Source organism: Promicromonospora sp. MEB111 (assembly GCF_030209445.1).
GTDB lineage: Bacteria > Actinomycetota > Actinomycetes > Actinomycetales > Cellulomonadaceae > Promicromonospora.
Genome location: NZ_JARVSD010000011.1, coordinates 121,211 through 142,463 on the forward strand (window position 1 = coordinate 121,211; position 21,253 = coordinate 142,463).

Below are 21,253 nucleotides of genomic sequence, written 5' to 3' on the forward strand. Positions count from 1 at the left end.
TACCGCTCCTTCTTGGGGCGTGACCTGCGGCGACACCGCCGTCGTCCAGCCGCTCGTTCAGACGGCGAACAGCAGGGCCGCGCTGATCAGGACGACGACGGCCGTGGCGAAGTGGATCCCGAACGCCACCGCCTTGCGCCCGCCGTGCCGCAGGACGATCACGGTGTCCCCGAGTGGCGCTACCGCGACGGCGAGCATGAACCAGCCCGCGGCGTGCGCCCCGGCGAACGCGAGCAGCGTCAGCCCCACGATCCCGAACGTGGCGTCCCGCAGGCCCTTGATCTCGAGGTAGGCCCGGTCCTGCGTGGCCGGGACGCCGTAGCCGGCCGCGGCGGCAAAGGGGCTGAGTAGGAACCGCGCCCCGATGAAGAGGATGAACAGGTTGAGGACCACGGCCAGGGCGTATGCGACGACGGTCATGTCAGGTCTCCTTGCTAGCGCTGATAGCTGATATAGCAACGCTAGCAGAGCGGAGACAGATTTCCTAGCAGTGCTAGAATCAGCGCATGGCAACAGGGACGCGCCGCGAGCGCGAGCGGGCTCAGCGCGAGGAACTGATCGTCCGGGCCGCACGTGAGCTGGCCGAGGCGGAGGGCTGGGAAGCGGTCACGACCCGCCGGCTCGCCGCCGAGATCGAGTACAGCCAGCCCGTCCTGTACAGCCACTTCAAGGGCAAGGACGCCATCATGACGGCGGTGGCCGCCGAGGGGTTCGGTGAGCTGGCGAAGGAAGTGCGTGCCGCGCGCACGGCCGCCACCGGCGCGTCCGAGGCCCTGGCCGCGGTCGCGGCGGCCTACACGGACTTCGCCCGGAAGCGCCCGGCGCTCTACGACGCGATGTTCACCCACACCGTCGAGGTGCAGTTCGCCAGCGAGGACGGCCCGGCCTACCTCCGCGAGGGGTTCGGCGAGCTGCTCGCGGCGGTCGAGCCGCTGGCCGGCGATGACGATCCCGGCGTCCTCACCGAGACCTTCTGGGCGAGCCTGCACGGCCTGGCGATGCTCGAGCGCAGCGGGCGGCTTCCGGCGGCCTGGCACGACGAGCGGCTGGGGCTGCTGATCGGGCGGTTCGCGGTGGGGAAGGGCTGACCTGCGGGCTCAGGTTCGTCTAGCCTGCTGCGCGAGCTGCGGCGTCTTCCTTGGCGCAGTGACGCATGGTCTACCGAAGGGATCGTCCGGCTGCCGTGGGATCAGACCTACCGAACGACATGGGTTTCGACGGCGGCGGTCGTGATGTCCTCGTGTTCGCACCCGGCCTCCGGGAGCGGTCACCATTGGCACGGGCCGCGTGGTGGCGGGGCCTCCTGCCGGACGCACCGCGCTCGGGCGACCGCGTGCACTACTACGGCGGTCCGTTGTACGCGGACACCGTCCTCGATGACCTGGGGGTCGGACTGCTCGAGCCCGCTGACACGTGGCTGACGTCGCTGCCCCGCGAGCTCCTGAATCGGGCGGCGCGCCTCTGCTCGCTTGCCGAAGCCTGGGGTCTCGATAAGCGGGCGTTCGTGAAGCCGCCTACGTCCAAGGCGTTCGTGGCGCGGGTCTACGACGACGGTTCGGACCTGCTCGCCTCGACCGCGCACCTGTCGCCGGAGACGTTGGTGCAGGTTGCACAGGTCGTGGAGTTCGCTGCCGAGTACCGCCTGTTTCTTCTGGGCGGGCGGATCCACGCCAGCTCGCGCTACCTGACGTGGGGTCGGCTTGATCCTGGTTGGTTGGAGGGTTCACCGCACGAAGGGCGCGTGCATGACTTCGTCGCCACGCTGGGGCGACTGGCCGGCGACTCGTTGCCGAGTGCGGTCGTGCTGGACGTCGGGCTGCACGGGCCGGCCGATGATCCCGAGCGGCACGTCAGTGTGGTCGAGGCGAACATGGCCTGGTTCTCCCAGCCCTATCACGCCGATCTTGACCGGGTGCTCGACGTCGTTCTTCGCGCCGCAGGTCCGCTGAGCGCGGTCTCGGAACGTGACCGGCCGTTTGTCCGTCAGCCGGTGAAAGTTGCCGACGGCTGACAGTGACGCTCTGTCACGGGAATTCCTCTCGGGCGAACGCGAACGGCATCGTCTCGTCCGGATCGACGATCCAAGGCTCCGGGTACGGGGCGTGGCATCCGGTACAGCGAGCGATCAATGGGCTGACGCCAGGCATGGTCAAGATGGCACGCGCGTCGGTGGGCAGCCCTCGCAGGACATAGCCGTTGGCCGTCGTCTCGATCCCTGGCCATGCGGGTGCGCACCGGCAAGGGCCGTCGGCGGCGAACGGCGAGCCGTCTGGATTCGTGGTCGTGTCCTTGAGTATCGCCACGAGGTTCTTGCGCACCTTCCTGCCGTACTTCGACAGCCCGGCCTTGCGTGCGGCGGCTCGTTCGGCCCACCAGGTTCCCAGGAACAACGGTTCTCCCGATTGCGGCGTACGCGGAAGCCTCGTGGCACGGGTGCTGCTGCGCGCCGGCTGGGCCTGCACGGAGGGTAGCGGGTTCGTTGCTACGGAGCCGTCAGACCGCTCGGATCCCGTGTCGGGCACCGTGCTGCTCGCATGCGTAACGTGAAAGACATGACGAGACTCGAAAGGTGGGAAGGCCGCGCGGAGATTCCGTTGCTCCTGCTCGCGGTCGCGTTTCTCATCGCCTACGCATGGCCGGTGATTGATCCGCGGCTCAACCCCGACCTGGAGACCGTGCTGCGAGTCGGGAGTTGGACGGTCTGGGGAGCGTTCGCGATCGATTTCGCGGTGCGCATCTGCCTCGCGGATCAGCGCCGGACCTACATCCTCCGACATTGGTACGACGTCGCGCTGATCGTCCTACCGATGTTCAGGTCGCTCAGGTTGCTGCGTGTCCTGGCGCTCGCGCGCATCTTGAATCGGTCTGCCAAGAACTCGCTTGTGGGCCGCGTCGGTACCTATGTGATCGGCACCGCCATCGTCGTTTCGGGACTCGCAGCAATCGCGGTGCTCGATGCCGAGCAGGACGCAGCCGACGCGAACATCACGACCATCGGCGATGCGCTCTGGTGGGCGGCCACGACGGTCACCACAGTTGGTTACGGAGATCGTTACCCGGTGACGGTCGAAGGCAGATTCATCGCCGTGGGGTTGATGATCGTAGGGATCGCGACGGTCGGAGCGGTCATCGCCAGCGCGACGGCCTGGATCATCTCTCAGGTCCAGGGCGGCACGCAGCAAGCCGCTAGTGGTGAGGCGCGCCGGACTCAGCCGCAGGGGTCGCCGCCCGAGTAGCACGGGGCGTCATCGATGTTGTGCTCCACGGGCGGTGGGTCATTGAGAGAACGCCAGTCCACCTGCGGGACCATGAACAGCACGGCCGCCGCGACCGCCACGATCCCCACGAGTGTGTGCCAGACGTACGCGATGACTTGGGCGCGCCGTGAGAGCGATGAGCGGTCCGACTGCTTCGATCACGCCGGCACGAGTGTCGGCGACTCTCTCGCACTGCCGGCTCACCGCGGCTGCTCCTGGTCCTGGTCCTGGTGTGGCGTGGACCTTTGTCCGCCCGTCATGTGTGGATGGTATTGCCTGGCCCCAAGGCGCTACGCACCCTGTGAGTACCCAGGGTGCGTAGCACGTCAGCTCCGGACGGACCGGGTCGCTCAGAAGAAGTTGCGCGGGTCGAACTTCTCCGCGATGTCCGAGAGCGACTGGCCCGCCTCCGAGACCTGGTCCCCGACCCCGGACACCGCACCCTCGGCCGTGCCGGCGAGGTCCTCGACGCCCGTGGTGGCCTGGTCGACGTAGCCGGCACCGAGGCGCTGACCCCGGCGGCTGCCTCGCCCAGCGCACCGGTCCCGTACTCACCGATGCCCGCGGCTGCCTCGCCGAGGGCACCGGTGCCGAACTCGCCGGCCGCCGCCGTCAGGCCCTCGACGTCGACGCCCGCCGCGAGCGACTCGAAGTCGACGCCGAGGTTCGCCGCGTTCTCCAGGATCGGGCCGGCCACGCTGCTCACGATCGCACCGGCCGCGACGGCGCCCAGGATGCCGACCGCGCCCACGGCGACCCCGGCGACGACGCCACCGGTGCCCACCTTGGCGAGCACCGACCGCATGGAGCCGGGCCGGCGGGCCTCGGTCCGGGCCGCTGCCCGGGACAGCTCCACGGGGTCGGCGGACCGGGGCTGCTCGTGCGGCGGGAGCTCCGTCTGCATGCGCTGCAGCACCTCCTGGCGCTGCGCCGGCGTCAGGCGCGCGAAGGACTCGGCGTGGATCCGCTCGATCTGGTGCGGGTCGGCGGTCTGCATGAGGTAGTCGTAGCGGGCAATCGCCTGGCGGTCGGCGTCGGTGGCTCCCGGTGCACCCGGCCGGCCCTGTGCGGCGGCGGGGTAGCCCTGCTGGGGCGCCGGGTAAGCCTGCTGACCTGTCGGGTAGCCCTGCTGCGTAGCTGGGTAGCCCTGCGGGGCCGGCGCGTGGCCCTGCTGCTGATCGCGCCCGGTCACCGCGCCGGCGATGTCCTGGAGCGTGGACTGCCAGGATCTCTGGCCCGTCGTGCCGCCCTGCGGCGCGCCCTGCTGTTGCTGCTGCCCGTTCTGCGAGTCGAGCATCTTCTTGGCCAGGCCGATCATGTTCGTGAGCTTGGACATGCGGTCCGTTCCTTCCGTCGGGCGGAAGGACCACGCTTCCAGGCCATCATGAGAAGTACGTGAGACCAGGATGAGAGATTCACCCGGTGGCCTGGCGATATACCCCGTGATCAGCCATTGTGGGCCACACGGGACGGCCGGACGACCACCGAACGACGGAGGCACAGTGCATTCCCATCTCCCTGGACCCGGCCGCCGCACCCCGGTGAGCACCTACCGGCTGCAGCTCGGCCCCGACCTCACGTTCGCGGACGCCGAGAAAGCCCTCCCGTACCTCGACACCCTCGGGATCACCGACCTCTACCTCTCGCCCGTGCTGCAGGCGGCGCCGGGTTCCACGCACGGGTACGACGTCGTGGACCACACCCGGATCAGCGACGTGATGGGCGGTCGGGAAGGGCTCGAACGGCTCGCGGCGGCGGTGCACGCGCGGGGGATGGGCGTCGTCGTCGACGTCGTGCCCAACCACATGGCCGTGCCGACGCCCGCCTGGCACAACCGGGCCCTGTGGTCCGTGCTCAAGCACGGGCACGAGTCGCCGTACGCGACGTGGTTCGACGTCGGCCTCGCCGAGGGCGAGGGGCTGCTCATGCCGGTGCTCGGCGCGCGCATCGGCACGGTGCTGGCCGCGGGGGAGCTCGTGCTGGACCACGTCGTCGTCCCCGGGGACGACGGCGACGGCCCTGGTGACGGCGAGCCACAGCCCGTGCTGCGGTACTACGACCACCTGTTCCCCGTGCGGCCCGAGACCGAGGACCTGCCGCTCGCGGAGCTGGTCGGTCGCCAGCACTACCGGCTCGCGTACTGGCGCGTGGCCGACGAGGAGCTCAACTACCGGCGCTTCTTCGACGTCGGCACGCTGGCGGGCATCCGCGTGGAGGACGCCGACGTCTTCGACGCCACGCACGCCCTCCTGTTCGAGCTCTTCGACACGGGTGTGATCGACGGCTTCCGGATCGACCACCCCGACGGACTGGCCGACCCGCGCGGCTACCTGCGCCGGCTGCACGAGGCGACCGGCGGGGCGTGGGTCGTGGCCGAGAAGATCCTGGAGGAGGGCGAGGCCCTGCCCGACGACTGGCCCGTCGCCGGGACCACCGGTTATGACACGGCCTGGCGGCTGCACGCCCTCCAGGTCGACCCCGACGGCGCGGCTCCGCTCGCCGCCCTGACGCAGGAGCTGACGGGCGAGCAGACGAGCCTCGACGACGTGATCGAGCAGGCCAAGCGGCAGATCGTCGAGACCTCCCTGTACGCGGAGATCCACCTGCTGACCACCATGGTCGCGGACATCTGCCGCGAGGACGTGCGGCTGCGCGACCACACGTTCCGGTCGCTGCAGGACTGCGTGGTCGAGCTGGTCGTCGCGTTCGGCCGGTACCGCGCGTACGTCGTGCCGGGGGAGGCGGCTCCGCCCGAGGCGGAGCGTGTGGTGCGGGAAGCGGCCGACGTCGCCCGCTCGCGGCTCGACCCGGACCGGCACGACACGCTGGACCTCGTGGTCGACCTGGTGCTCGGCCGGGAGGCCGGGTCCGCGGGCCGGCGGGACGAGGAGCGGCGCGCCGAGCTCGTCGTCCGGTTCCCGCAGGTGTGCGGAGCCGTCATGGCCAAGGGCGTGGAGGACACCGCGTACTACCGGTGGACCCACCTGGTCAGCCTGTGCGAGGTGGGCGGCGCGCCTTCGCTCTTCGGTGTCGGGCCGGACGAGCTGCACGAGCACGCGCGGCACCTGGCCGAGTCGTGGCCCGCGACGATGACCGCGGGCTCCACGCACGACTCCAAGCGCGGCGAGGACGTGCGGTCCCGGATCGGGGCCGTCGCCTCGCACCCGGATGCCTGGGTCGCGCTGGTGCGGCGGCTGCGCGAGGCGACGTCGGATGCACGGCCTGCCGACCTCGACGGTCGCACCGAGAACCTGCTGTGGCAGACGCTCGCCGGCACGTGGACCCCGGACGGGCCGATCGAGGCCGAGCGGCTCGCCGCGTACCTGGTCAAGGCGTCGCGGGAGCAGAAGGCGTGGACCACGTGGATCACCCCCGACCTGGCCCGTGAGGAGGGGCTGGTGGGGTACGCGACCTCGCTGCTGAACCATCCCGAGGTCGTCGCTGCTCTCAGCGAGTGGGTCGAGCGGGTGACGCCGACCGTGCGGCGGTCGGTGCTCACGACCAAGCTGCTCCAGCTCACGGTGCCGGGCGTCGCCGACGTCTACCAGGGGACCGAGGTCACCGGGACGTCGCTCGTGGACCCGGACAACCGGCGGCCTGTTGACAGGGAAGCGCTCGCGGTGACGCTTGCAGCGCTCGATGCGGGGCGGACGCCGTCGGGGCTCGCGGAGGAGAAGCTGGTGCTGACGGCTGCTGCCTTGCGGGTGCGGCGGGCGCATCCCGGGGCGTTCGTGGGCGAGGACGCGGGGTACGAGCCGCTGCCGGTGACGACGGGGCGGGCGGTCGGGTTCGTCCGGCTCGACGCTGCGGGGCCGCGGGTGGCCGTCGTCGCGACGCGGCTCGGGGAGGCTTCGGGGCTCGGTGAGGCCTCCGTGGTGTTGCCGGAACTGGACTCGGCGGAGGGGTGGCGGTCCGTGCTGACGGGGTCGTTCTTTGCCGGCGGGGCGGTGCGGCTGGGGGAGCTGCTGGGGTCGTGGCCGGTGGCGCTGCTGGTGGCGGAGTCCGCATGACCGCGCCCCTGCGGGTCTGGGCGCCGTTCGCGTCTCGCGTCGACCTCGTGCTGCCGGCGACCGACGCGACGGAACCCATGGCGGCCGATGTCGGCGGCTGGTGGGCGGCGTCGCGCTCGCTGCCGCCCGGCACCGACTACGCGTTCTCGCTCGACGGCGGGCCGCCGCGTCCCGACCCGCGCAGCCCCTGGCAGCCCGCCGGGGTGCACGGCCCGTCGCGCACCTTCGACGCACGTGCGTACTCATGGTCCGACGACGGCTGGGCCGGCCGCGACGTGCGCGGCGCCGTCGTCTACGAGCTGCACGTCGGGACCTTCACGCCCGAGGGCACGCTCGACGCCGCCGTCGGACGCCTCGACCACCTCGCCGACCTCGGCGTCGACATGGTCGAGCTCATGCCGCTCGCCGCGTTCGGCGGGCGGCACGGCTGGGGCTACGACGGCGTCGCCCTGTGGGCGGTGCACGAACCGTACGGCAGTCCGGCCGCGCTCCAGCGCTTCGTCGACGCCGCCCACGCCCACGGGCTCGCCGTCTGCCTCGACGTCGTCGACAACCACCTCGGTCCCTCCGGCAACTACCTCGGCGAGTTCGGCCCGTACTTCACCGACCAGCACCAGACCCCGTGGGGCGCCGCCGTGAACCTCGACGGCGACGGGTCCGCCGAGGTGCGGGCGTTCGTCGTCGAGAAGGCGCTGCGATGGTTCCGCGACTTCCACGTCGACGCGCTGCGCCTGGACGCCGTCCACGCGCTGGTCGACGACTCGCCGCGGCATGTGCTGGCGGAGCTGTCGGACGCCGTGTCTGTGCTCGCGCGCGAGCTTGGGCGGCCGTTGTCGCTGGTGGCCGAGTCGGATGCGAACGATCCCCGGACCGTGACGCCTACCGGTGTCTCGTTCCAGGGGCGGGCCGGGTACGGGATGACGGCGCAGTGGGCGGACGACGTCCACCACGCCCTGCACACCCTCCTGACCGGTGAACGGCAGGGCTACTACGTCGACTTCGGCACCCCGGAGACGCTCGCCAAGGCCCTCACCGGCGTCTTCGTGCACGACGGCAGCTGGTCCACGTTCCGCGGAAAGCCCTGGGGCGCGCCCGTGCCGGACGACATGGACCGGCGCCGCTTCGTCGTCTGCTCCCAGAACCACGACCAGGTGGGCAACCGCGCGCTCGGCGACCGGCCCTCCCGCGTGCTGACACCGGGGGCGCTCGCGGTCAGCGCGGCCGTGGTGCTGCTCGGGCCGTTCACGCCGATGCTGTTCATGGGCGAGGAGTGGGGCGCGACCACGCCGTTCCAGTACTTCTCGGACCACGAGGAGCCGGAGCTCGCGGCGGCGATCTCGCGCGGGCGGGCGGCGGAGTTCGGCGGGCACGGGTGGGCGGACCTGTACGGGGCTGATGTGGTGGTGCCGGATCCGCAGGCGTTGTCGACGTTTGAGGCGTCTCGGCTGGACTGGGACGAGGCGTCGTCGGAGGGCGGGGCGCGGATGCTGGAGCTGTACCGGGCGTTGGTGGGGCTGCGGCGTGCGGAGCCGGCTGTGGCTTCGGGGGATGCGGGTGGGACGTCGGTGCGGGTGCAGGACGGGGCGGTGGTGATGACGCGTACTGGCTCTGGTGGTCCTGGTGGCTCGGGTGGGCGCGTGGATGTGGTGCTGGTGGTGGAGGAGGGGCCGGTGTCGGTGGTGGTGGAGCGGAACGGTGATCCTGCGCACGTGGTGCTCGACACCGGGGTGGTGCTCGGGGGTGCGGCCGCGGTTGTGGAGGGTCGGGACGGGGCGGTGGTGGTGACTGTGCGGGGGCCGGGGGTTGTCGTGCTGCGGTAAAGGGGCGCGCCTATCCGCGCGAGGGGCGTAGCCTCCCGGCATGCATGTGCATCGGAGTTTCTACAACCCTCCAGCACTGCCGCACGACGAGGTGGTCGAGACGCTGGAATGGGCGCTCGGCGACCGTGCCTATGAAGGCGAGGCGGCGAATGCGCTGGTCGGAAGCGCCTTGAACGACAACGATCGGGAATTCGTCGAGCACTGGTGCATGCAGGTCGGGACGCGGGCCGTGCCCGGCAGCCCGCTGCTCGGGCTGGCCGGTCTGTGCCTCGGACACACCGCTCGAAGGTTCGGACATCTCAGCGATGAAGCTGTCGCGCTGGTGCACTCCTTGGCAGCGCGTGCCGAGGCGGATCCGGTGGACGTGGACAGCCGGGCGCTCAACGGTCTCGACGACGTCAAGGACTACCTGCACCCCTGGTGAAGTGGGATAGAACGCGTCAAGTCGGTCTCCACAGTTCGACCACGTGTCCGTCCAGGTCGGGAACTACGCGCGACTCGGCGAGTGTCCAACCTGCCTCGGTCATCTGCTCTCGGTAGGGGACGATGCTGCTCCCGTAACAGTTCGCCACCAGAAAGCCATCTGTCGTGGAGCACCGGCGCAATTCCCGGAGCATCGACGTCGGAACTCTGAAGTGCATGACGAATAGCGCGTGCAGCAGGTCAAACACGTCGGCCGCGAACGGCAGCGGTCCTTCCGGCGCTACCACGATCGTGTTCGGCCGTCGGCAGGCGATGAGCGAGTTCAGGCTCATGTCACAGCCGACCACCCTCGGAGCGAACGCACTGAGGACGTCCATCGATTCGCCTGAGCCCGTGCCGAAATCAAGGGTCCTGTGGGGCACGATCTCGGTATCGCGGACGAGGCCGACCATTGCCGCCTGGACCTTGTCGTGCAAATCCTGGTCCAGGACACGGTGTCGTTCACGGAGCCGGAGCTCACAGACCTCTTGGACCAGTTCAGGCTCCATCTCGGCGGGCGGTGTGGGGACGTAAAGGTAGTCCATGAATCGGTACCAGGACCTGCCGTCATGTTCGATCACGCGAGGCCCTGGCTCGCCGTCGTTCACCAGAAGACGTGGTCCATGCTGGACGAGTCTTTCAGCGAAGTCAGGCGGCACCGAGCACGAATCTCTCGATGACGGTGCCCTTGGCCCCGCGCGCGCCGGCGCGCGCGACATCTACGTGAGTGACTCGGCAGTCCGCAAGGGGTTTGTCCGTGTGGTTGGCCAGGAGCCGATCAACGGCGGATTCCTGGCCGTCGACGACGGCGATGGTGAGGTGCGGGTCGTCCGTAGTCCGGCCGACCCCACTGAGGTGCTCTGTGATCTTCGCGTGCAGAGTGCTTCGCCAGACCGCGACCTGTACTGGGATGACGACGTCGGCGAGGACGTATCGGCCGGTGACGGTCTCTCGGGCGACCTGGCCGAAACTCATCCGGAACGGCTTCGTGTCTCGGACTGCCTTGTCCACCACCGCGATGATGCTGGCGAGCGCGGCGCGATCTGCTTCGCCCAGGGCGATGGTGACGTGGGGGCTGCTGTTGCCGCCCGCTCCCAGCCGTATCTGCGAATCAAAGCTCTGTGCGAGGGCGGCGTTGAGGCGGACGGCGTCGTCGGCGGCTTCTCCTTCGACGGCGAAGCTCACCCCGACTCTTTGCTGGCTGTCGATCACAGTTTGACCCCTTCAGCGTTGACGATCGAGGCGATGATCTCCGAGGTCGACCTCAGCGCGGGGCGTGGCAGCTTTGTGAAGGCCACACCTTGGGATTCCAGGTCTGCCCGGTCGGCGGGATTGATCCACCCGAAGTGGCTTGCGCAGACCCGTGCAGGGCGGACGGCGCGGATCGTGCGGGCAGTGGAACCTGCGTCGTCCTCAACGACGTAATCGACACAGGAGAGCGCGCTGAGGATCTCTGCCCGTTCGGCGAACGACAGGATCGGTCGTGTCGGTCCCTTGGTGCGTCGCACCGACTCGTCGGTGGCGAGGCCGACAACAAGGGTGTCGCCCAGTGCTCGGGCGCTCACGAGGGATCTGACGTGCGCCGCGTGGGTGAGGTCGTAGACGCCCTTGGTCATGACGATCCGGCCGAGAGCGGCGCGGACGTCATTGTCGGCGAAGCCTCGTAAGGGGGTCAGCTTGGTTGTCATGTGTCCGCTCCAAGGCTCCGCGCGACATCTTCAGGAACGATGGTGGCAATGGCCTCCAGAGCGAACCGGGCCGTCTCGCGGACGGCACCGTCCAGCCGGGCCGTATCGACCGGGATGATCCTAGGGCCGGCTGGGGCTGGTTCCGCGGCGGAGAAGTCAGTCGCGGCCTTGCGTAGTGCCTCGATCCGTGGCGAGTTCATGATCCTGCCGTCGGCGGTAGTCAGCCGGTTGGCGCGCTCCCGCCGCAGACTGAGCTCGGACGTCGTGGTGAAGACGAAGCACAGATCGACCTTCGACCGTACGTCAGGCACGTCAGCGAGCTGTTCGATCGCGGCGACGTGGACGCCGTCGAGCAGGCCAAGAGACCGCAGTGCACGAGAGAAGATGACCCGGTCGTTCAGTCCGCGATCGAGCAGATGGAAGCGTGGCGGGCGTTCGTCGGACCCGATCGTGGCGACATACTGCAGCGCACTTCCTGCGAGATACAGATTGAGGCTCGCCAGGTTCTTCTTGCCGACCGGCGCATACCGTCCGCCGCCGTGGAAGTCGGCTGCGGTCCAGCCGGCCCGCCGGATCCGATGGGAGAGGATGTCCAGCACGGTGGTCTTCCCGCTCTTGGGCATGCCTGCGAACTCGATCACGATGTCACGTGGCAGTGCGGTCACGCAGTGGTCTCCCTTGCCTCGGCGGGATGACTGAACGCCTGGATGCAGAGGTTGTCTGCTGGAAACTCACCGCGCGCGGCCAGGTAGAACTCCATGTGGCCGAGCACTGCCTGCCGATTCCTGGCCACGCTGTACCTTGCCATCTGCTTCGCAATTCTCAGGGCCTTTGCCCGTGATGAGGCCGTCCCGCGCGAGTATTCGTAGGCCCACTCGATGACGTCGGCCCACGCGCGCTTTATCCGACCGGACTGCCGCTTGAGCTGCACGCCTTTGGCTGCGTCGGCGAGCAGCGTCCGTGAGCCGCCCGCGTCGCCGTCCTTCAGTGCTACGAGCGCAGCAAAGAATGATGAGGTCGGCTCCATCGGGGCGAGTGACAACGCCCTCCGGTGTGCTTCGAGCGCCTCGGCCCACCGTTTCTGGTCGCGGAGCAGAAGGCCGAGGTAGTCCCAGCTCTCGTAGGATGATCCGTCGACACGAATCGCCTTGAGGATGTTGTCCATTGCTCGGTCGGGAGCCTCATACCGGTAAGCCGTCGCCAGAGCGCGCCAGGTCCCCGCAGAGTCGATGTCGTTCGGATCGGCGGCCTCAAGCACTGCCTCGGCAACCCGGTTGATGCCCTTGTTGATGTACGACCGAGCCAGACGCACCCTGATCCGTCCGTTACCCGGTTGGATCTCCAATGCCTGCTGGTAATAACTGATCGCCCGGTCATAGTCCGCCTCGACGTAAGCCGACTGTCCTTCGTTGAAGAGGTGTGCGGCAAGCACGATGCGCTCTGACTCCTGCTCGAACGCGTGCAAGCGCTCGTCGAGCTCAGCGCGACGTCGGGATGCCTCTGCCAATTCCGTCCGCAGGGAATCTCGGTCCCGCCGTACTTCATTGAGGGTCCGCACACCGAGCACCGCGACGATCGCCAGAGCAAACGTGATCACAGTGATCGCGGCCATCGCTACAGCGATCGTGAGGTTGGCGAAGTCGATGTAGGTCGACGGGTCGAAAGCGGGGTTCGAGGGAATGGGCGCGGGGCTTGCCAGGAGCGTGCGCCTGTCCACGGGGCTCCCTCCGAATCCACTGTGACCTGAGACTATGGTACGAGCGTTGCTGAAACCAGGCCTGTGCTTTGTGTCTGTCGAGAGGGCTCGGAGAGGCCGCGCGTGACGTGCGTCCCTGTAGGTTGGTAGCCCGTGGAGGTCAGGCAGCAATCTGTCGACGTGAAGTCGCAGTGAGCACATCGGATCTTCGGGGTCTCATTGCGCTTCTATTCGTCACTGATGCCCGTGAGCGCGGACTGGCAGCCGATGGCGCTGTCGACTGGCCTGACAGCATTGACCGCAGTGCCGGCGAAGTAGTGAGCAGAGCGCTTGAGATTGCGCTCCTACTCGAGGACTCGCCTGATGCGCTTGAAGCCCAGCTTCATGCACTGGCGGAGCTTGCGGCGTGGGATCTCGTTCCCAGCGACGTTCTGCAACGCGTGCCAGGTTGTCGCCTGTGGACGCAACCGTGGGCCATCGAGTACGTGGACTATCTCAGAGAACAGCTACGTGGTCCTTGAGACCAATCGGGCCGGCACCTTCTCACGCTGAACTTCGGGATTCGTGATCGGCATCGTAGTGAGGCATCAGCTCGCGGAGTAGAGGTCGATCCACACCTCGTCCGGCTGGTTCCACTCGTCGTCGTGGTGGCTGACGACTACTCGGGTACGGACGCCGGGGGCGGGCAAGAGGATCTCGCCCTCGGCGTCATCGAGGCGCAATGACTTGCTCGGGGTCTCCAGCATCGTGTCGATCACCACAGCCCGCTGCGGTCGTGCGAACCTCGAAGGGTGGTCGACATAGATGGTGACGAGCGCCGGTCCTTGTTCGTCGGCTCCATGTCCGTCGGCCTGCCAGTTGACGTCCGAGGCGTTCCGGACCCGGATGCAGAGTCCGAGCGGCGACGTGATGACAGGGGACTCGTCGTCGACCTCGGGGATCTCGCCGTCGACGGGTTCATTGAGGAAGGCGACGCCCCAGCCCCAGGTCCGGGTGTGAGTGAGCGGCCACGGGATGAGATCCAGGGCGCGGTTCAGCGCCATGCGCGAGTCGTTGACGGACGAGGCGTCTGCACCGGTAGCGAGCCGAAGGTCGAGCGCGCGCCGGAAGCGAGCGGCGGCGTGCGGATAGTCCCCAGCCACGAACAGCGCCTCGCCCAGATGCCAGACCGCGACCTCCTCGCCTGGCTTGTACTCGTGGGTGTCGACGAGCTTCTCGAGAATCTTGATCGCGGTCGAGGTGTCGCCACGGTCGCGGATCACGTCCGCCGCGAGGGTCTGCAGGCGCAGCGACGTCGGATCGCCGTCGAACAGCGGCTTGAGCAGCGACGCCGCGCGGTCCGGGGCTCCCGACCAGAGTGCGACGAGTACCTCCAGCGCCGGGTCGGTGGCGTTCGCGACACGAAACACCACCTCGTCGTCGAGCACTGGCAGCAGGGTGCTGGGGTCGGTGTGCCAGCCGGGCCTGGCGCCGATCATGCTGGTCATGGAGGCCATTGTGCTCGACGGCGGACGGTAGGGTGCCGGTTCGTGACACAGCGACCCATCGTGTTCCTGGACATCGACGGCACCCTTCTGCCGCTCGGGCCTGGCGACCGGTCGCGATCCGTGGACATCCCTCAGGAGTGGCGGGCGCAGTCCAACCCACAGCTGGCCAAGCTCCGCCGGACGTCCGGCTACAACTTGCTCCGGCTTGGAGCCGAGCTGGTGTGGGCCACTGCGTGGGGGCAGGACGCGAACGACGTCGTCGCGCCGATCTTGGCGCTCGGCCGACTGCCGGTTGTCGACTTCGACCAGGACGACGACGTCCCGGTGCCCGGCGGGCTGCACTGGAAAGCGGCGGCTCTGGTCCGGTTCGCGGCGGGGCGTCCGTTCGTCTGGCTCGATGACGAGATCCGTGACCTCGACGTGCAGTGGGTCGAGGCGGCGCATCCTGGTCCGGCGCTGCTGCACCACGTCAGCCCGACGTTAGGACTGACGGAGGACGATGCCGCTGCGGTGGAAGCCTGGGTGCGGGAGGTGGCCGGTCCGCCCGTTCCCGAGGACGTGCCCCCGCCGCTGCGCGCGATCATGGACGCCTGCCACGACTACGACGACGGGCGGGGCGTCGCCTTCGAGCCCTACCCCGGGCTGGAGCCTGTTGCGGAGACCGGCTGGTGGTTCCGGCACTGGACGGGAAGTCCGGAGGTCACCGGCCAGGAGTTTCGTCCCTTCGGGCAGGACGGCGGTGGCGGGTACGTCTGCTCGTGGACGATCCGGCCGGGTGCGGACCTGGCGGATCAGCCGGTGATCTATCTCGGGTCGGACGGCGACGTCGCCGTCCTGGCCGCCGATGCTTGGGACGCGCTGTGGTTCTTCGCTCACGGGTACGGGCCGCACGACGTCCCGAGCGAGTTCGAGCCTGGTGAGCGCTACTTCCAGCCCGAGCCTGACCGGGTCGTGCGCCCCCATGCTGAGCTTGTGCGGGCTGCCGAGCTGCTCGCGCCGGGGCGCCGTAGGCCCGTGGAGCAGATCGTCGCGGAGGCACCGGCGGGACTGCCCGACTTGCGGGTCTGGGTCGACGGCCTCTGCCGTTGATCGGCCCGGCGGGTCGTGATTGCTGCTGGCCGCGACGTCCTCCGCCTGACAGGATCTGCGGGTGCCACGCAGCCTTGACCCGACCATTCATCCCGAGCAACGAGTCGCACTGTGCGCCAACAGCCTTGCCGGATTGTCGGCCGGCGACGCGCTCGGTGCCCAGTACTTCGTCCCGACCAACGATCCGGCCCTGTTCCTCGGGGAAGGGACCCTGCCGCCCGGCCCGTGGCCCTGGACCGACGACACCGACATGGCCTGCACCGTCGCCGCCGAGCTGATCCAGCACGGTGAGATCGACCGCGACAGGATCGCTCAGAACTTCGCGCAGCGGTGCGATCCCTACCGCGGTTACGGTGCGGGCGCGGTCCAGGTGCTGCACCAGATCCGGGACGGCGTGCCGTGGCGCGAGGCGGCCGTCGCCGCGTTTCCCGCCGGGTCGTTCGGCAACGGCGCGGCCATGCGGGTCGCGCCGCTCGGCGCCTACTTCGCAGGTGACCTGGACCATGCCGCCGAGCAGGCGATCCGCTCGTCGGAGGTCACCCACGCGCATCCGGAAGGGATCGCCGGCGCGGTCGTCGTCGCGGTGGCCACGGCGTTCGTGGCCGACGCGTCGGTTGCGCACGTCATCCCGAAGCCGGAGGAGGTGCTCGACAGCGTCGAGCCGTACCTGCTGTCCGGTGCGACAGCCAGGGGCGTGGCCGCCGCGCGCGACCTGTTGGGTGCGTCGGTGGGCGAGGCCGCCTGGAAGCTCGGGAACGGGTCACGCGTCTCGGCGCAGGACACCGTGCCGTTCTGCCTGTGGGTCGCAGCTACCCATCTGACTGACTACCCCGCGGCGATCAAGGCCTGTGTCGAGGCCGGCGGGGACGTCGACACCACCGCTGCGATCGTCGGCGGGATCGTGGGTGCGTACACCGGGCACGGTGACCGGGACGGCGTCGTCGGCGTGCCGAACGCGTGGCTCGGCCAGCGGGAAGCGCTGCCCGAATGGGTGCCGACCGAGGCGTTGCGCGCCGCGAGCTGATTCGCGGGGCTGCGAGTCGCCTCGGTCGGCATCCGGACTATTACTCGCCCGCCGGAGCCGGCACCCGCGTCGTCCCCGCCGGCACCGCCTCGCAGACCGTGCCCTCGGCGGGCAGCACGCCGTCGATCAGCGCCGCGTCCACCGCCTCGTCGATGCACGGCCCGCTGGTGCGGTAGGACGTGTGGCCCACGCCCGTCCGGGTGAGCAGGACGGCGTCCTCTAGGCGCTCGGTCATGGCCTGCGCCCAGTGGTACGGCGACACGTTGTCCACCTCGCCGCCGACCACCAGGATCGGGGGCGCGCCGGCGCCGGTGAGCTCGTCGGTGAAGCGGTCCTCGTTCGTGGCCGGCCAGAGCGCGCAGTTCAGCGCGCTGTAGGCGGCCCGGCTGCCCAGGCGCTCGCCGCGGGCGGCGATCTCGCGGGCGGCGGCCCGGTGCTCGCCCAGGTTGCGCAGGGACGGCCAGTCGGCGCAGCGGACGGCGGTGTGCGGCTCCTGGAGGGTGGCGAACGGGCCGCCGAACGGCGCGACCGTGACGTTCGAGACCAGGAAGTGCAGGAACGTCCCGTTGCCCTGCTGGGCGGAGAGCAGGCCCGCGGTGAGCGAGGGCCACAGTGTGCGGACGCCCGCCGCGGCGCGGATGCCCTCCAGCGCCATGGCGCCGTCGAGCGTCCCGCCGGGGGTGAGGCCCTCGACCGGCGGGACCCGCAGGGGCTCCCGCTCCAGGTCGGCGATGAGGGCGTCGAACGCTGCCTCCGGATCGCCGTCCCCGAACGGGCACGCCGCCACACCCTCGGCGCGGCACGTCTCGAACCAGAGGTCGAGGGTCTCCTCGTTGGACCGCGCGACGTCGTCGAGCAGGCGAAGCGGGTCGTTCTGCCACAGGTCGGTGTCGACGGGGGCGTCGATCACCATCTGGCGCACGCGCTCGGGGAACAGCGTGGCGTACATGGGGCCGACCACCGTGCCGTACGAGGCGCCGTAGAACGTGATCCGGTCCTCGCCGATCGCGGCGCGCACCTGGTCCAGGTCGCGGGCCACGTTGTCCGTGGACATGCTCGCCAGGAACGCGCGGTCCTGGTGCGTGGCGCAGCCCTTGGTGAAGGTCCGGGCGTCCTTGAGCAGCTGCCCGAACGGCTTGCCGCCCGGGATGCTCGGGTCGCGGTCCTCGGCGGCCTGCGCGGCCCGCTGCTCGTCGGTGAGGCACCGGACGGCGTCCGACTCCCCGACGCCGCGCGGGTCCATGCCGACGACGTCGAAGCGCGCCACGACGTCGGGCGAGAACGGGCTGGTCTCGCCGGCGGGGTCGATCGACCGGACCATCTCGGAGGCGGGCACACCCGGTCCGCCGGGATTGATGAACAGGCTGCCGATGCGCCGGTCGGGGTCCGTGGCGCGGTGCCGGACCACCGCGAGCGGGATCTGCTCGCCGCCCGGCTCGGCGTACTCCAGCGGGACCTCGACGGTGGCGCAGTCCAGGTTGGGGCCGCACTCGGCCCAGTCGATCGGGTCGGGGGTGGGGGCTGTCGCTTCCGGGGCGGGTGGGGCGCTCGGCGCGGCGGGCGCGCCGCTCGCGGCGGACGCCGTCAGCGCACCGCCCGCGCCGGCGGCGCACCCGGACACGGCCAGGGAGACGACGGCGAGCACAGCGGCGATGCGCAGCGCGGCGTTCGGGGAACGGGTTGATCCAGGCATGCGATCGACCCTAGGAACGCCGTCCGACCTGGGCTATCGGCCGATGGGTCCGGACTCGCCGACCGAAGTCGGAGCCTCCTCGCCCGCGCAGGTCATTCCGGTCCGTCGGGGGAGTCGAGCCCGGCCTCCTGCACCAGCAGCGCCACCTGGACCCGGTTGTTCAGACCGAGCTTGGCCAGGATCGACGACACATGGGTCTTCACCGTCGTCAGACCCAGGAAGAAGCGCGCCGCGATCTCGGCGTTGGACCGCCCGGCCCCGATCTCGACGGCGACCTCCCGCTCCCGCTCACCGAGCGCGTCGAGGCGCTCGCGGGCCGTGGTGCGCCGGGCGTCGTCGTCCGACTCCGCGACCTTGGCGATGAGCCGCCGGGTCACCTCAGGTGAGAGCACGGGGCGCCCCTGGGCCGCGTGCCGGATGGCGACGACGAGCTCGTCGGGCGGCGTGTCCTTGAGCAGGAACCCCGCCGCCCCGGCCCGGAGCGCGCGCAGCACGTGGGCGTCGGCGTCGAACGTGGTCAGCACCATGACCTGGGGTGCGGGGGAGTCGCCGCGCAGGATCTCGGTCGCGGTGAGCCCGTCCGTGCCGGGCATCCGGATGTCCATCAGCACGACGTCGGGGTGGTGACGCCGGGCCAGCTCGACCGCTTCGGCGCCATCGCCTGCCTCGGCCACCACGCGGAGGTCGGGGGCGCCGTCGAGCATCATCTTGAGGCCGAAGCGGACCATGGCGTCGTCGTCGGCGATGAGGACGTCGATGGCCGGCTCGTCGCCGGGGGCGGAATGGGTCACGTCGGCCAGGGTAGGCGCAGCCGGACGCGCCAGCCGCCTCGGTCGGTGGGGCCGTGGTCGAGAGCGCCGTTGACGAGGCGGGTGCGTTCGTCGAGTCCGCGGAGTCCGGTCCCGGAGCCTTGGGGGTATTGGGGTGTGGCTGCGGGGCGCGCGTTGGTCACCTCGGCGACGACGACGTCGTCGGGCCGCCCGGTGATGCGGACGGTGACCGGTGCGCCCGGGGCGTGCTTGCGCGCGTTGGTCAGCGACTCCTGCACCATGCGGTAGAGCGTGCGGCCCTGCACGTCCGGGATGGTTCGTGCGCCGGTGGTGAGCCCGGCGTCGTCCAGGAGGGTTACCTCGGTACCGGTGGCGCGGGCGTCCTCGACCAGCTGGAGGACGTCTGTTGCGGCCGGCATCGGCAGCTCTCCGACGGGCGCGCGGAGCACGCCGATGACGTCGCGCAGGTCCTGGAGGGCGCGGTGCGCGTTCTCGCGGACCACCTCGGCGGCGCGGCCGACGTCGTCGGGCGGCGCGGTGCGCGCGTAGGCGAGGGCGCCGGCGTGGACGCTGAGCAGGGACAGGCGATGGCCCAGGACGTCGTGCATCTCGCGCGCGATGGTCTCGCGGGCTTCGCGTTCGGAGCGCTCGGCGCGGAGCTGGGCCTCGACCTCGGCGGCCGCGGCGCGCTCGCGCAGGGAGGTGACGAGGGCTCGTCGGTTGCGGATGGTCAGGCCCCACGCGACGGTCGCGGCGTTACCCAGGGCGATCATGGTGAACACGGTGAGTGGCGGGGTGCTCTGGTCGGGCCAGACGAGCTGGTAGGTGCTCAGGGCTGCGACGCTGATGGCGCAGACAGTTGCCGTGGCGCGGATCGAGCTGTGCACGGCGACGGTGAAGAGGGCGACGATCGCGGCTCCGGTGACTGTCTCGGAGTAGACGCTTGTCGCGGCCAGGGCGATACCGATCTGGACCGGGTACGTGCGGCGCCACCACAGGGCGATGCAGCCGAGGAGGCCGGTGAGGCGGTCGGCGACGAGGAGTCCGGTGGGGAGTGGGTCGGGCTCGGTGGTCTGCACCTGGAGGGCGATCAGGGCGAGCGCTACGGCCAGCGCGATCAGGACGCAGTCGACCAGGCGGTCTCGCAGCGGCTGCCGGGGCGGGGGCGCGTGGGCGGTCGTCGGGCCGTTCATCGTGCTGAGCCTAGGACGGCCTCGGGTCGCGCCGTCGGCTCCGGCGCGTTGTGGGCACGGCGGTAGGCCACCGGGGAGAGGCCCAGGTAGGCGTGGAACTGCTTGCGCAGCGCGACCGGATCGCCGAAGCCGCACGCGGCGGCGATCCGGGCGACGGGCAGGTCGGTGGACTCCAGGAGCAGGCGTGCGTGTGCGAGCCGGCGCTGGTTCAGCCACTTGAGCGGGCTGGTGCCCGCCTCGCTGCTGAACCGGCGGGTGAAGGTACGCACGCTCATGTGCGCGTGCCGCGCCATGTCCTCCAGCGTGATCGGCTCGGCCAGCTGCCGCAGGGCCCACTCCCGGGTGGCCGACGTCGAACGGTCGGTCTCCCGGGGGACGGCGTGCTCGATGAACTGGGCCTGCCCGCCCTCCCGCCACGGGGCCGCCACGCACCGACGCGCCGCGGCCGCCGCGACGGCCGCCCCGTGGTCCCGGCGGACCAGGTGCAGGCACAGGTCGATGCCCGCGACGCCGCCGGCGGACGTCAGGATGCGCCCGTTGTCGACGAACAGCACGTCCGGATCGACCTCGACGTCGGGGAAGAGCTCGGCGAAGGTGTCGCACAGCGTCCAGTGGGTGGTGGCCCGCCGGCCGTCGAGCAGGCCGGCCGCCGCGAGCAGGAAGGCCGACGTGCACAGGCTCACGATGCGGGTCTGTGGCCGGACCTGGTCCAGGATCGCGGCAAGGTCGTCCGGCAGCGTCCCCGTCGCGAGCAGGTGCTCGCCGGGCTCCTGGGTGGCGATCACCACGGTGTCCGCGGTCCGCAGCACCGACTCGTCGTGGTCGACGACGATGCGGAAGTCCTCGCGCGTACGGACCGCCCGGCCCCCGGGCGAGAAGGTGCTCACGGAGTAGAGCGGGGTGCCGTCGGCGGCGCGCGCCTCGTTGAACACGCGGGCGGGGATGCCCAGGTCCAGCGGCAGGACGCCGTCCAGAGCGAGGACGGCAACATGATGCGGCATGGCCAGAATGGTACGACAGGTGACCTTCAGGCCACTCACTGGGCGCCGTCGGTGCGCCCCAGA

At 70.2% G+C, this 21,253-nt stretch carries 21 protein-coding genes; 8 read left to right on the forward strand and 13 right to left on the reverse strand.

The window, feature by feature from the left end; genetic code table 11:
• Nucleotides 1-57: 57 nt before the first annotated feature.
• Entirely contained in the window at nucleotides 58-420 is a 363-nt protein-coding gene (locus QRN56_RS13385) for a DUF4267 domain-containing protein (protein ID WP_285103979.1), read from the reverse strand.
• 86 nt (nucleotides 421-506) lie between these two features.
• Between QRN56_RS13385 and QRN56_RS13390 the strand changes: the two genes are divergently transcribed.
• Both QRN56_RS13390 and QRN56_RS13395 read left to right on the forward strand, forming a co-directional pair.
• The gene (locus tag QRN56_RS13390; protein WP_285103981.1) at nucleotides 507-1,088 is read left to right on the forward strand and encodes a TetR/AcrR family transcriptional regulator; all 582 of its coding nucleotides are present in this window, start codon (nucleotides 507-509) and stop codon (nucleotides 1,086-1,088) included.
• Between the two features lie 119 nt (nucleotides 1,089-1,207).
• The gene (locus tag QRN56_RS13395; protein ID WP_285103982.1) at nucleotides 1,208-2,011 is read left to right on the forward strand and encodes an ATP-grasp domain-containing protein; all 804 of its coding nucleotides are present in this window, start codon (nucleotides 1,208-1,210) and stop codon (nucleotides 2,009-2,011) included.
• A gap of 13 nt (nucleotides 2,012-2,024) precedes the next feature.
• On the opposite strand, the gene QRN56_RS13400 is transcribed toward QRN56_RS13395, so the two are convergent.
• Nucleotides 2,025-2,390, reverse strand: coding sequence for a hypothetical protein (locus QRN56_RS13400; RefSeq protein WP_285103984.1), 366 nt, complete (start codon nucleotides 2,388-2,390; stop codon nucleotides 2,025-2,027).
• 162 nt (nucleotides 2,391-2,552) lie between these two features.
• Here QRN56_RS13400 and QRN56_RS13405 point away from each other — a divergent pair, with 162 nt between their 5' ends.
• Nucleotides 2,553-3,236 carry a potassium channel family protein gene (locus QRN56_RS13405; protein WP_285103986.1) on the forward strand — a complete coding sequence of 228 codons (684 nt, stop codon included), beginning with the start codon at nucleotides 2,553-2,555 and terminating at the stop codon, nucleotides 3,234-3,236.
• 277 nt (nucleotides 3,237-3,513) lie between these two features.
• Here QRN56_RS13405 and QRN56_RS13410 read toward each other — a convergent pair whose 3' ends face one another.
• Nucleotides 3,514-4,593: a cation-transporting ATPase gene (locus QRN56_RS13410; protein ID WP_285103987.1), complete on the reverse strand. Its 1,080-nt coding sequence runs from the start codon at nucleotides 4,591-4,593 to the stop codon at nucleotides 3,514-3,516.
• A gap of 166 nt (nucleotides 4,594-4,759) precedes the next feature.
• On the opposite strand from QRN56_RS13410, the gene treY reads away from it, so the two are divergent.
• Genes treY through QRN56_RS13425 form a run of 3 tightly spaced genes read left to right on the forward strand, consistent with a single transcriptional unit; the run spans nucleotide 4,760 to nucleotide 9,511 of the window.
• Nucleotides 4,760-7,267 (forward strand): malto-oligosyltrehalose synthase, encoded by a 2,508-nt coding sequence (treY, locus tag QRN56_RS13415; protein ID WP_285103989.1) that lies wholly within the window; start codon nucleotides 4,760-4,762, stop codon nucleotides 7,265-7,267.
• Nucleotides 7,264-9,087, forward strand: a complete 1,824-nt coding sequence (gene treZ, locus QRN56_RS13420; RefSeq protein WP_285103990.1) for a malto-oligosyltrehalose trehalohydrolase — start codon at nucleotides 7,264-7,266, stop codon at nucleotides 9,085-9,087. The genes treY and treZ overlap by 4 nt, the downstream gene beginning before the upstream one ends.
• A gap of 40 nt (nucleotides 9,088-9,127) precedes the next feature.
• Complete coding sequence (locus tag QRN56_RS13425) at nucleotides 9,128-9,511, forward strand: hypothetical protein (protein WP_285103992.1); 384 nt, start codon at nucleotides 9,128-9,130, stop codon at nucleotides 9,509-9,511.
• Nucleotides 9,512-9,527: 16 nt separating this feature from the next.
• Here the strand turns inward: QRN56_RS13425 and QRN56_RS13430 are convergent, their stop codons facing one another.
• The 6 genes from QRN56_RS13430 to QRN56_RS13455 all read right to left on the reverse strand — a co-directional run bounded on the left by QRN56_RS13430 (nucleotide 9,528) and on the right by QRN56_RS13455 (nucleotide 14,360).
• Nucleotides 9,528-10,157 (reverse strand): class I SAM-dependent methyltransferase, encoded by a 630-nt coding sequence (locus QRN56_RS13430; RefSeq protein WP_285103993.1) that lies wholly within the window; start codon nucleotides 10,155-10,157, stop codon nucleotides 9,528-9,530.
• A 40-nt stretch (nucleotides 10,158-10,197) separates the two neighbouring features.
• Nucleotides 10,198-10,761, reverse strand: coding sequence for a 2'-5' RNA ligase family protein (locus tag QRN56_RS13435; RefSeq protein ID WP_285103995.1), 564 nt, complete (start codon nucleotides 10,759-10,761; stop codon nucleotides 10,198-10,200).
• On the reverse strand, nucleotides 10,758-11,237 hold the full coding sequence (locus tag QRN56_RS13440; RefSeq protein ID WP_285103997.1) for an adenylyltransferase/cytidyltransferase family protein: 480 nt from the start codon (nucleotides 11,235-11,237) through the stop codon (nucleotides 10,758-10,760). The genes QRN56_RS13435 and QRN56_RS13440 overlap by 4 nt, the downstream gene beginning before the upstream one ends.
• Nucleotides 11,234-11,902, reverse strand: a complete 669-nt coding sequence (locus tag QRN56_RS13445; protein ID WP_285103999.1) for a hypothetical protein — start codon at nucleotides 11,900-11,902, stop codon at nucleotides 11,234-11,236. The genes QRN56_RS13440 and QRN56_RS13445 overlap by 4 nt, the downstream gene beginning before the upstream one ends.
• Nucleotides 11,899-12,954: a tetratricopeptide repeat protein gene (locus QRN56_RS13450; protein WP_285104001.1), complete on the reverse strand. Its 1,056-nt coding sequence runs from the start codon at nucleotides 12,952-12,954 to the stop codon at nucleotides 11,899-11,901. Before QRN56_RS13450 ends, QRN56_RS13445 begins: the two co-directional genes overlap by 4 nt.
• A gap of 566 nt (nucleotides 12,955-13,520) precedes the next feature.
• Entirely contained in the window at nucleotides 13,521-14,360 is an 840-nt protein-coding gene (locus tag QRN56_RS13455; RefSeq protein ID WP_285104003.1) for a tetratricopeptide repeat protein, read from the reverse strand.
• Between the two features lie 102 nt (nucleotides 14,361-14,462).
• On the opposite strand from QRN56_RS13455, the gene QRN56_RS13460 reads away from it, so the two are divergent.
• Entirely contained in the window at nucleotides 14,463-15,509 is a 1,047-nt protein-coding gene (locus QRN56_RS13460; RefSeq protein ID WP_285104005.1) for an HAD domain-containing protein, read from the forward strand.
• Nucleotides 15,510-15,570: 61 nt separating this feature from the next.
• Nucleotides 15,571-16,533, forward strand: coding sequence for an ADP-ribosylglycohydrolase family protein (locus QRN56_RS13465; RefSeq protein ID WP_502928797.1), 963 nt, complete (start codon nucleotides 15,571-15,573; stop codon nucleotides 16,531-16,533).
• Nucleotides 16,534-16,573: 40 nt separating this feature from the next.
• Here the strand turns inward: QRN56_RS13465 and QRN56_RS13470 are convergent, their stop codons facing one another.
• The 4 genes from QRN56_RS13470 to QRN56_RS13485 all read right to left on the reverse strand — a co-directional run bounded on the left by QRN56_RS13470 (nucleotide 16,574) and on the right by QRN56_RS13485 (nucleotide 21,190).
• Nucleotides 16,574-18,226: an alpha/beta hydrolase gene (locus tag QRN56_RS13470; protein WP_285104009.1), complete on the reverse strand. Its 1,653-nt coding sequence runs from the start codon at nucleotides 18,224-18,226 to the stop codon at nucleotides 16,574-16,576.
• 92 nt (nucleotides 18,227-18,318) lie between these two features.
• Nucleotides 18,319-19,026, reverse strand: coding sequence for a response regulator (locus QRN56_RS13475; RefSeq protein ID WP_502928802.1), 708 nt, complete (start codon nucleotides 19,024-19,026; stop codon nucleotides 18,319-18,321).
• Nucleotides 19,014-20,189, reverse strand: a complete 1,176-nt coding sequence (locus tag QRN56_RS13480) for a sensor histidine kinase (protein ID WP_285104013.1) — start codon at nucleotides 20,187-20,189, stop codon at nucleotides 19,014-19,016. The genes QRN56_RS13475 and QRN56_RS13480 overlap by 13 nt, the downstream gene beginning before the upstream one ends.
• Nucleotides 20,186-21,190 carry a GlxA family transcriptional regulator gene (locus QRN56_RS13485; RefSeq protein WP_285104015.1) on the reverse strand — a complete coding sequence of 335 codons (1,005 nt, stop codon included), beginning with the start codon at nucleotides 21,188-21,190 and terminating at the stop codon, nucleotides 20,186-20,188. The genes QRN56_RS13480 and QRN56_RS13485 overlap by 4 nt, the downstream gene beginning before the upstream one ends.
• Between the last annotated feature and the right edge of the window lie 63 nt (nucleotides 21,191-21,253).

What these genes read in the sequence shown, in the direction of transcription:
- QRN56_RS13390 (WP_285103981.1), top strand. Translation starts at nt 507, where the DNA reads ATGGCAACAGGGACGCGCCGCGAGCGCGAGCGGGCTCAGCGCGAGGAA.
- treZ (WP_285103990.1), top strand. Translation starts at nt 7,264, where the DNA reads ATGACCGCGCCCCTGCGGGTCTGGGCGCCGTTCGCGTCTCGCGTCGAC.
- QRN56_RS13480 (WP_285104013.1), bottom strand. Translation starts at nt 20,189, where the DNA reads ATGAACGGCCCGACGACCGCCCACGCGCCCCCGCCCCGGCAGCCGCTG.
- QRN56_RS13410 (WP_285103987.1), bottom strand. Translation starts at nt 4,593, where the DNA reads ATGTCCAAGCTCACGAACATGATCGGCCTGGCCAAGAAGATGCTCGAC.
- QRN56_RS13385 (WP_285103979.1), bottom strand. Translation starts at nt 420, where the DNA reads ATGACCGTCGTCGCATACGCCCTGGCCGTGGTCCTCAACCTGTTCATC.
- QRN56_RS13425 (WP_285103992.1), top strand. Translation starts at nt 9,128, where the DNA reads ATGCATGTGCATCGGAGTTTCTACAACCCTCCAGCACTGCCGCACGAC.
- QRN56_RS13485 (WP_285104015.1), bottom strand. Translation starts at nt 21,190, where the DNA reads ATGCCGCATCATGTTGCCGTCCTCGCTCTGGACGGCGTCCTGCCGCTG.
- QRN56_RS13470 (WP_285104009.1), bottom strand. Translation starts at nt 18,226, where the DNA reads ATGCCTGGATCAACCCGTTCCCCGAACGCCGCGCTGCGCATCGCCGCT.
- QRN56_RS13405 (WP_285103986.1), top strand. Translation starts at nt 2,553, where the DNA reads ATGACGAGACTCGAAAGGTGGGAAGGCCGCGCGGAGATTCCGTTGCTC.
- QRN56_RS13440 (WP_285103997.1), bottom strand. Translation starts at nt 11,237, where the DNA reads ATGACAACCAAGCTGACCCCCTTACGAGGCTTCGCCGACAATGACGTC.
- QRN56_RS13395 (WP_285103982.1), top strand. Translation starts at nt 1,208, where the DNA reads ATGGGTTTCGACGGCGGCGGTCGTGATGTCCTCGTGTTCGCACCCGGC.